The sequence below is a fragment of the Deltaproteobacteria bacterium genome, assembly GCA_030654105.1.
GTDB lineage: Bacteria > Desulfobacterota > SM23-61 > SM23-61 > SM23-61 > JAHJQK01.
In genome coordinates this window covers 1-8127 of record JAURYC010000047.1, presented here as the reverse complement: position 1 = coordinate 8127, position 8127 = coordinate 1, and the positions used below count along the sequence as shown (strand labels likewise).

The following is an 8127-nucleotide window of genomic DNA, read 5'->3' as shown; positions in this document are numbered from 1 at the left end:
ATTTGCCACAGAGGTCACAGCGCGGCATAGCCGCAACCAAAATCCCTCGGCCCCCCTCACCTTCAGCCTCTCCCCCCAACGGGGGGAGAGGGCAGGGTGAGGGGGAGATCTTCGAATTTGCTTAACAAAATTTCGAGATTTTGCATGTTAGTAGTACAGAGAGCATAGAGTTTCAAATACAGGAAAAAGTTCATAGCTTATAGCTCCAAACTCCGAATTTTTTTATTATAGCATTCTCTGGGTCCTCCGTGGCGATATTAGACTTTGGCGAAGCGCATCCCGGGGAGCTGTTTGACGTGCCCGGCAAGTTCGAGTGCCAGGAGGACCGCTGAAATTTTGCCGCTGGAGAGTGCCGTACGAGCGGTGATCTGGTCGATATGCAGGGCCCCCTGTTCCAGGGTCAAATAGACTCTGGACTCTTCTTCCGAGAGTTTCGGCTGCGGGGGCGTCTCGGGAATCGCGGGTCGGGGTATATGATAGATTTCTTCCAGAATGTCTTCGGCCCGGCTGACCAACTTAGCCCCTTCTTTGATTAACCGGTTTGTCCCCTCACTCCGGGCGGAGTCCACGTTTCCGGGAACCGCATAAACATCCCGCCCCTGATCCAGGGCGAAGCGGGCCGTGATCAAAGAGCCGCTGCGCAGCGTGGCCTCTACTACGGCCACTCCCAGAGACAGCCCGCTGATGACCCGGTTACGGATAGGAAAATGGTCGCTATCGGGTGGTGTTCCCAGGGGAAACTCGGAGATAACTGCTCCCTGAGCAGCTACCCTTTCGAACAAATCACGGTTTTCAGGCGGATAAATAATGTCCACCCCGCAACCTAACACCCCAATGGTTCTTCCGCCCGCTGCGAGAGCGCCCCGGTGCGCGCAAGAATCGACTCCCCTGGCCAAGCCACTGACCACGGTTACCCCCTTTCTACTCAAGCCCATGGAAATTCGCTCTGTGGCTAATTGGCCGTAAGTTGTGGGGTGCCGGGAGCCCACAACCGCAACCGCTATCGGGTCTTGCGGAATCAGAGATCCCAGAACGTAAAGCAGGGGTGGAGGATCATATATTTGTTTCAGATTCACCGGATATTCTTCGTCCTCCCAAGTCACCAGTTTTGCGCCATTCTTTTCCGAGAGGCGAAGCTCCTTTTCCACCGTTTGCCTCCAATCGAATCTCTTGAGCGAGGCGACAACCTTCGCGCCTATCCCTTCTACCTGCTTCAGATCTTTCGGAGAGGCTCTAAAAACTCCTTCGGGGCTGCCAAAGGCTTGGGTTAAGCGTTTGAAAAGGACGCTGCCTACACCCGGAGCCATCGTTAAACCTACCCAATGATAAAGGTCTTGCAACGATCCTCTCCTGTCTCCTAGGCCTAACAAAAAAGGGATCGTGGACTCTGCGGACCCACAATCCCTAAGTCTTCTTACATCGAACCCCCCGGCCCTCCGGGTTGGCCCTATAAATATCAGCGTTCACTCTGGGCCAGATACAGCTTGATCGCCAATGTGAATAGCTTGAGACGAGAAGGTGATGAGGGCAGTGGAAGTTTCCTCCTGCGCAGAAACCACTACGGCTTCCCCTACCTTGTTCAGGGGTAACCGGGTTTTAGCATCTTTCAGGATTTCTTCAGGATAGTGGCCCATTTGATAAATTTTGAAAAGAGCCCCCACTACAACCCCATCTTGACTTCCCCGGTCGATGAAGACAAATTCATTGGACGTGATGTTCTCTATACCCTCTTGGGAGGAAATCACCCTCCCTTCGATTTTTTTTAGACTGCGGATGGGTACTGCCTCGGGGAGGACCGGGGCAGGAGCAAGGATATAATCTCCACTGAAGATCGGTCGATTGGATTCATGAATCTTGGCGGTCACGATATAATCTTTCCCTTCCAGGATGACCAGTTTCCCCGGACTCACCACCAGGTGGCCGATTTTTTCTTTGGTTATAGGATGGGTTATGGCTTGACCCAGGTGCATGATGGTAAACCGGTCGCCGGGCTTTACTTCTTTTCCCGGCTGCAAATGGATGTAAACCACTTCTCCTTTGCTCAAGTTGACCACTGCGTTTTCGTTCCCGACGATCGTTCCCCACGATGGAATTGGTTTCGAGGTGATGAAGCCGAACGATTGCATCTGATCACGAAGTTTTTGCTGCGAGGGTTCCAAGGCCTGGCCCGATTGCGCGCGACTTTCTGTCGATTCTCCGAAGATTAAAAGGCCCAGGAGAATGACCAGCCCTGCACTCAGGGTCATTTTGATTTGCCGCATTACCCACCTCCGGATTTTATATATTGGCAAGAAAAGTTCCCCCAAGATCCATGCCTGTCCAGTTGGTTTAAAATACCTTCCGGTTCCTCTTTTTGTCAAGTCTATTTTTCTTTTCTCTTATCCTCCACCAGTTTTCAGGGATCCAAGTTTTTCTTGCCTTGGCCCTCCCCGCAAAGGGATTTTCGCGAGTCATCATCAGGAGGTGTTTTTTCCATAGGACCGGGCGGGTAGGGAATAGGGTTCAAGAAGTCAAGGAGTCTTGTGCCCCAGGGTAGGGGAAACATTAAAGGAAATTTCTGGATTTCTGTAAATTCTGTAAATAAGAAATTTGGGTTTGACTTTCGAGGTGGGGATGGTACAATAGCGCCGATTTGGGGCGGCCAGGAAGGGAAGGAAACGAAGGGGAATTTTGATCTCTCCGTTGCTTGGGGATTACGAATGAGGAAAGGAGTGAATCAATGGATTTTGAACTTAGTGAAGAGCAAAAGATGATTCAAGAGATGGCCCGCGATTTTACTGAAAATGAAATTAAACCCAAGGCCCCTGAATTGGATAGAACGGAGCGTCACCCGGTGGAAATCGTCCAGAAAATGGCCGAGTTGAACCTCATGGGCATTGCCATCCCGGATGTTTACGGCGGAGGGGGAGCCGACATTGTCAGTTACGCGGTGGCCCTGGAGGAAATATCCCGGGGATGCGCCAGCGTGGGAGTGATCATGTCGGTGAATAACTCCCTGGTCTGCGATCCCATTTACACTTTTGGGACAGAAGAGCAGAAAAAAAAGTATCTTACCCCCTTGGCTTCGGGAAAAAAACTGGGATGTTTCGGATTAACCGAACCCGAAGCCGGGTCCGATGCGGCCGCCCAGAAGACTACGGCCGTGCTCCAAGGAGATGAATGGGTAATCAACGGCAAGAAAAACTTTATTACCAATGGAAACGTGGCTGACTATTGCGTACTCCTGGCCATGACTGATAGGAGCAAAGGATCCAAGGGGATCAGTTCCTTTATCGTGGATTGTAAGGCTCCTGGATTTTCTGTGGGAGTGGTGGAGAAGAAGTTGGGGATCAAAGCTTCTGGAACCGCCGAATTAATCTTCGAAGATTATCGCATGTCCAAAGAAAACCTCCTGGGGCAGGTAGGCCAGGGGTTTTACGTGGCCATGAACACGTTAGACGGAGGCCGAATCGGAATCGCTTCCCAGGCTCTGGGTATTGCCCGCGCTGCCCTGGAAGCAGCCACCGACTACTCCAAGACCCGGGTGCAGTTTGGGAAACCCATCTCCCAGTTTCAGGCCATCCAATGGATGATCGCCGACATGGCCACCGAGCTGGATGCTGCCCGGTTATTGACGCTTCGGGCGGCCTTTCTGAAAGATCATAAAATGCGCTACGAAAAGGAAGCGGCCATGGCCAAGTTGTATGCTTCCGAAGCAGCCAGCCGCATCACCACCAAGGCCATCCAGATCCATGGGGGATACGGCTACATTCAAGAATACAACGTGGAAAGACATTTTCGCGATGCCCGGATTACGGAGCTTTATGAAGGAACTTCCGAAGTTATGAGGTTGGTCATATCGAGCAATATTCTGAAGGGAAGATAATAAAAGGGGAAAATTGGAATAAGGGAACAATGGAAGGAGGGGGGTTCATGATTCCAATATTCCACCATTCCATTCTTCCAAGGAGAAAAAGGGGGTTCCGATGATCAAGACCAAAGAAGATTACATCAACAGCCTGAAAAAATTAAACCACGTAGTCTATTATAGGGGGAAAAGGGTTCAAGACCTAACTACCCACCCTGCTTTTTTACCCCACATCAACGCGGCGGGCAAGACCTACGAACTGGCCCTGATGCCGGAGCATGAAGATCTGATGACGGCTACCTCCCACCTGACCGGAAAGAAAATCAATCGTTTTACCCACATCCATCAGAGCCGGGACGAACTGATCAAGAAAGTTCAGATGCTCCGCCTGATTTCTCACGAGACCGGAAGTTGTTTTCAGCGTTGCGTGGGGTTCGATGCCATGAACGCTCTCTACAGTACCACTTATGAGATTGATGAAAAATACGGGACATCCTACCACCAACGAATCAGGAAGTTCATCGAATATATCCAGGAAAACAATTTTATGGTTGTGGGTTCGATGACCGATCCCAAGGGTGACCGTTCCAAAAGCCCCAGCCAACAGGCTGACCCTGACCTTTTTACGCATGTAGTGGAAAAGAAGGAGGAGGGGATCGTCATCCGCGGAGCCAAAGCCCATCAAACGGGGGCCGTCAACTCTCACGAGATGCTCATCATGCCGACGCAGGCGCTACGGCCGGAAGATAAAGACTATGCGGTGGCCTGCGCGGTTCCGGTGAATGCACCCGGGGTGATCATGATTTTCGGCCGGCAGACCAACGAGGAGAGAAAATTTGAAGAAGGAGGAATTGACGCCGGCAATCCGGAGTTTGGCCTGGTAGGCGGGGAAGCGCTAATCGTTTTGGAAAATGTCTTCGTTCCCTGGGAAAGAGTCTTCATGTGCGGCGAAGTTGAATTTGCCGGCACGCTGGTGGAACGTTTTGCTTCCCTGCATCGACAGAATTATGGCGGATGCAAAGGCGGGTTAGCCGACGTCCTGGTGGGGGCCAGCGCCCTGGCGGCCGATTACCAGGGGACTTCCCAGGCTTCCCACGTACGCGATAAACTGGCGGAAATGACCCACCTGGCTGAAACGATTTATACCGGAAGCATCGCCTGCTCGGCCATGGGGCATAAGATGAAAGCGGGGAACTGGGAACCGGATACCCTTCTGGCGAACACCACCAAATATAATGTTAGCAAGAATGTTTATGAAGTGGCCCGGCTGGCCCATGATATCGCCGGGGGGATCATTGCCACCATGCCCTTCGAAGATGACTTAAAGAATCCGGAGGTAGCGAAATATGTGGAGAAATATTTGAAGGGAGTGGCCAATGTTTCTACCGAAGACCGCATCCGTCTACTCCGCCTCATCGAGAATATGACCGGCGGGACGGCCCTGGCCGAATCCATGCATGGAGCCGGTTCTCCCCAGGCTCAAAAAGTGATGTATATGCGCTCAGGGAATTGGGAGCAAAAAAAGAAAATGGCCAAGAAACTGGCGAAAATTTCGGAGAAGGGCTAAAAAAACGGAGGAGAATATGAGAGAAGTCGTCATCGTCAGCGCTGCCCGCACAGCGGTGGGAACTTTCGGAGGGATCCTTAAGGATATCCCGGCTGTCGAACTGGGAAAGATTGCGGTGGAAGAAGCTTTAAAGCGGGCCAAGGTCAAGCCGGAACAGGTCGAAGAGGTCATCCTGGGGAACGTGTTAACGGCGGGACAGGGGCAGAACCCGGCACGGCAGGTGCTCATCCGCTCGGGGATTCCCCGGGAAATTCCAGCCACCACCATCAATAAGGTCTGTGCGTCGGGCCTGAAATCGGTCATGATGGCCGCCCAGGCGATTAAGGCGGGAGACGCGGATATTATCGTGGCCGGAGGAATGGAGTCTATGAGCCAAGCTCCTTTTTTACTTCCGGGGGCACGCTGGGGGTACCGGATGAATGACAGTCCTCTGGTAGACGGGATGATTCATGACGGCCTGCTGGATATCTTCAACCGCTATCATATGGGGGTCACCGCCGAAAACGTGGCCGAAAAATTCGGCGTTTCCCGGCAGGACCAGGATGCCCTTGCCCTTAGCAGCCAGCAGAAAGCAGGAAAGGCAATCAAGGAGGGAAGATTCAAGGACGAAATCGTTCCTGTATCCATCCCTCAAAAAAAAGGGAATCCCATTCTTTTTGATACCGACGAGCACCCCCGGCCGAATACAACCTTGGAGGCTCTGGCTGGACTTCGGCCTGCCTTCAAGAAGGACGGAACTGTAACGGCCGGCAATGCCTCGGGGATCAACGACGGAGCAGCAGCCCTGGTCGTCCTGTCAGCGGAAAAAGCCAAGGCGTTGGGGCTGGAACCCATAGCCCGGATTAAAGCGTACGCCACGGCCGGTGTGGCTCCGGAGATAATGGGCATAGGTCCGGTTCCGGCCAGCCAGAAAGCCCTGGCCCAAGCCGGGTTGACCGTGAAAGATCTGGACCTAATTGAAGCCAACGAAGCCTTTGCCGCCCAGGCGGTCTATGTCAACCGAACGATGGGGTGGAACCTGGAGAAGGTGAACGTTAACGGAGGAGCGATTGCCCTCGGCCATCCCATTGGAGCCAGCGGAGCACGTATTCTCATTACCCTGCTCTTTGAGATGAACAAGCGCCGGGTTCGTTATGGGCTGGCCACTCTTTGCGTTGGCGGAGGCATGGGGGGGGCAATGGTTGTCGAAAGAATCTAACCGGTAATTGATGAAAAAAAGCTTTTCAACGCTCGGGCTATGGGATTAAGTTTAGATCCCGCCAAGGGCGGGACCGAAACCCGAAACTTATTGATGCGCAACATCAAACTCGTAATTGAATATGATGGCACAAATTATCATGGGTGGCAGGTACAGCCGAATGCCTTAACAATCCAAGAGGTCATTGAAAACAAAATCGAGATCATGACCCAGCAGCGGGTTCGCCTGACTGCTTCGGGAAGGACGGATACCGGTGTCCACGCGCTGGGTCAGGTGGCCAGTTTCCAAACTTCTTCTCCCATCCCGGTGGATGGTTTACGCCGCGGGCTCAATAGCCTTCTTCCTGCCGACATCATCATTAAATCAGCCCAGGAAGTGGATGAACATTTTCATCCCCAATTCGGGGCCAAGCGAAAAACCTACCGCTATGTAATCCTCAATCGCGAACTTCCTTCAGCCATTTACCGCAATTATTCCTGGCATCTTCCCAAGCCTTTGGATGTTGCCGCCATGCAGGATGCTTCCAGAAATCTAATCGGAAGGCAGAATTTTTCTTCTTTCCAGGCTGCCGATCCAGAACCCATTGACCCGGTACGGGAGGTTTTAAAGGCTGAATGGTCTGTAGAGAAACAGATTTTTTTCTGCTTCACCATCGAAGCCGATGGATTTTTGAAACATATGGTACGCAACATCGTGGGAACACTGGTGGAAGTAGGGCAAGGGAGGATCTCCCGAGAAGAATTTCAGAAAATCCTTTGCGCCAGGGACCGGCGTCGGGCCGGAATGACGGCTCCTCCTCAGGGACTTTTCTTGCTGGAAGTAAAATATTGAGCAGGGAAATATTGCCATCTTCCTCCCTTGGTGCTATAAAAGTTTTAAATCTTTTCACCACTTTTTTAATTTTTCCTTTTCAACCCTGCGGTCTCCGCGGGCTCTGCGGTGAATGAATTTATAAATTCTTAGAGGAGGGAACAAATGAGCCTAAGCGATGTTAAACGGTATGACCGGGAATACGTTATACATTCCTGGAGCGTTCAATCGACCCTGGATCCTTTGGTTATCTCCAAAACCCAAGGAGTTTACATGTGGGATGAGAACGGGAAACGCTATATAGACATGACGTCCCAACTCATCAACCAAAACATCGGCCACCAGCACCCTAAGGTTGTAGAGGCCATCAGGAAGCAGGCCGAGAAGGTCTGCTTTGTTGCTCCCGGCGTGGCCTACGAGTCCCGTTCCTTCTTGGGAAAGGCTTTGGCGGAAGTCACTCCCGGTGATTTGAAAAAATTCTTTTTTACCCTCGGAGGGGCCGACGCCAACGAAAATGCCGTAAAAATGGCCCGGGCTTACACCAAGAAATGGAAGATCGTCACCCGCTACCGCTCCTATCACGGGGCTACTTATGGGGCCATTGCCTTGTCGGGAGATCCGCGGAGGCCGCCCGTTGAACCCGCCATGCCCGGGGTCGTTCGGGTCTTCGATCCTTATTGCTACCGCTGTTCATTCGGGCTTACT

The 8127-nt window shown here is 52.2% G+C and carries 7 protein-coding genes; 5 read left to right on the top strand and 2 right to left on the bottom strand.

Annotation, left to right across the window (positions count from 1 at the left end):
• Positions 1–257: 257 nt before the first annotated feature.
• On the bottom strand, positions 258–1340 hold the full coding sequence (gene dprA, locus Q7V48_02070) for a DNA-processing protein DprA (GenBank protein MDO9209524.1): 1083 nt from the start codon (positions 1338–1340) through the stop codon (positions 258–260).
• Between the two features lie 123 nt (positions 1341–1463).
• A complete protein-coding gene (locus Q7V48_02065; GenBank protein ID MDO9209523.1) occupies positions 1464–2261 on the bottom strand; it encodes a hypothetical protein in 798 nt (265 codons plus the stop codon).
• Positions 2262–2719: 458 nt separating this feature from the next.
• Between Q7V48_02065 and Q7V48_02060 the strand changes: the two genes are divergently transcribed.
• The 5 genes from Q7V48_02060 to Q7V48_02040 form a co-directional block, all read left to right on the top strand.
• Positions 2720–3865, top strand: a complete 1146-nt coding sequence (locus Q7V48_02060; GenBank protein MDO9209522.1) for an acyl-CoA dehydrogenase — start codon at positions 2720–2722, stop codon at positions 3863–3865.
• Between the two features lie 100 nt (positions 3866–3965).
• Complete coding sequence (locus tag Q7V48_02055) at positions 3966–5414, top strand: 4-hydroxyphenylacetate 3-hydroxylase family protein (protein MDO9209521.1); 1449 nt, start codon at positions 3966–3968, stop codon at positions 5412–5414.
• Between the two features lie 16 nt (positions 5415–5430).
• The gene (locus Q7V48_02050; GenBank protein MDO9209520.1) at positions 5431–6612 is read left to right on the top strand and encodes an acetyl-CoA C-acetyltransferase; all 1182 of its coding nucleotides are present in this window, start codon (positions 5431–5433) and stop codon (positions 6610–6612) included.
• A 93-nt stretch (positions 6613–6705) separates the two neighbouring features.
• The gene (gene truA / locus Q7V48_02045; GenBank protein MDO9209519.1) at positions 6706–7443 is read left to right on the top strand and encodes a tRNA pseudouridine(38-40) synthase TruA; all 738 of its coding nucleotides are present in this window, start codon (positions 6706–6708) and stop codon (positions 7441–7443) included.
• 144 nt (positions 7444–7587) lie between these two features.
• A partial coding sequence (locus Q7V48_02040; GenBank protein MDO9209518.1) for an aminotransferase class III-fold pyridoxal phosphate-dependent enzyme occupies positions 7588–8127 on the top strand: 540 nt, incomplete at its 3' end.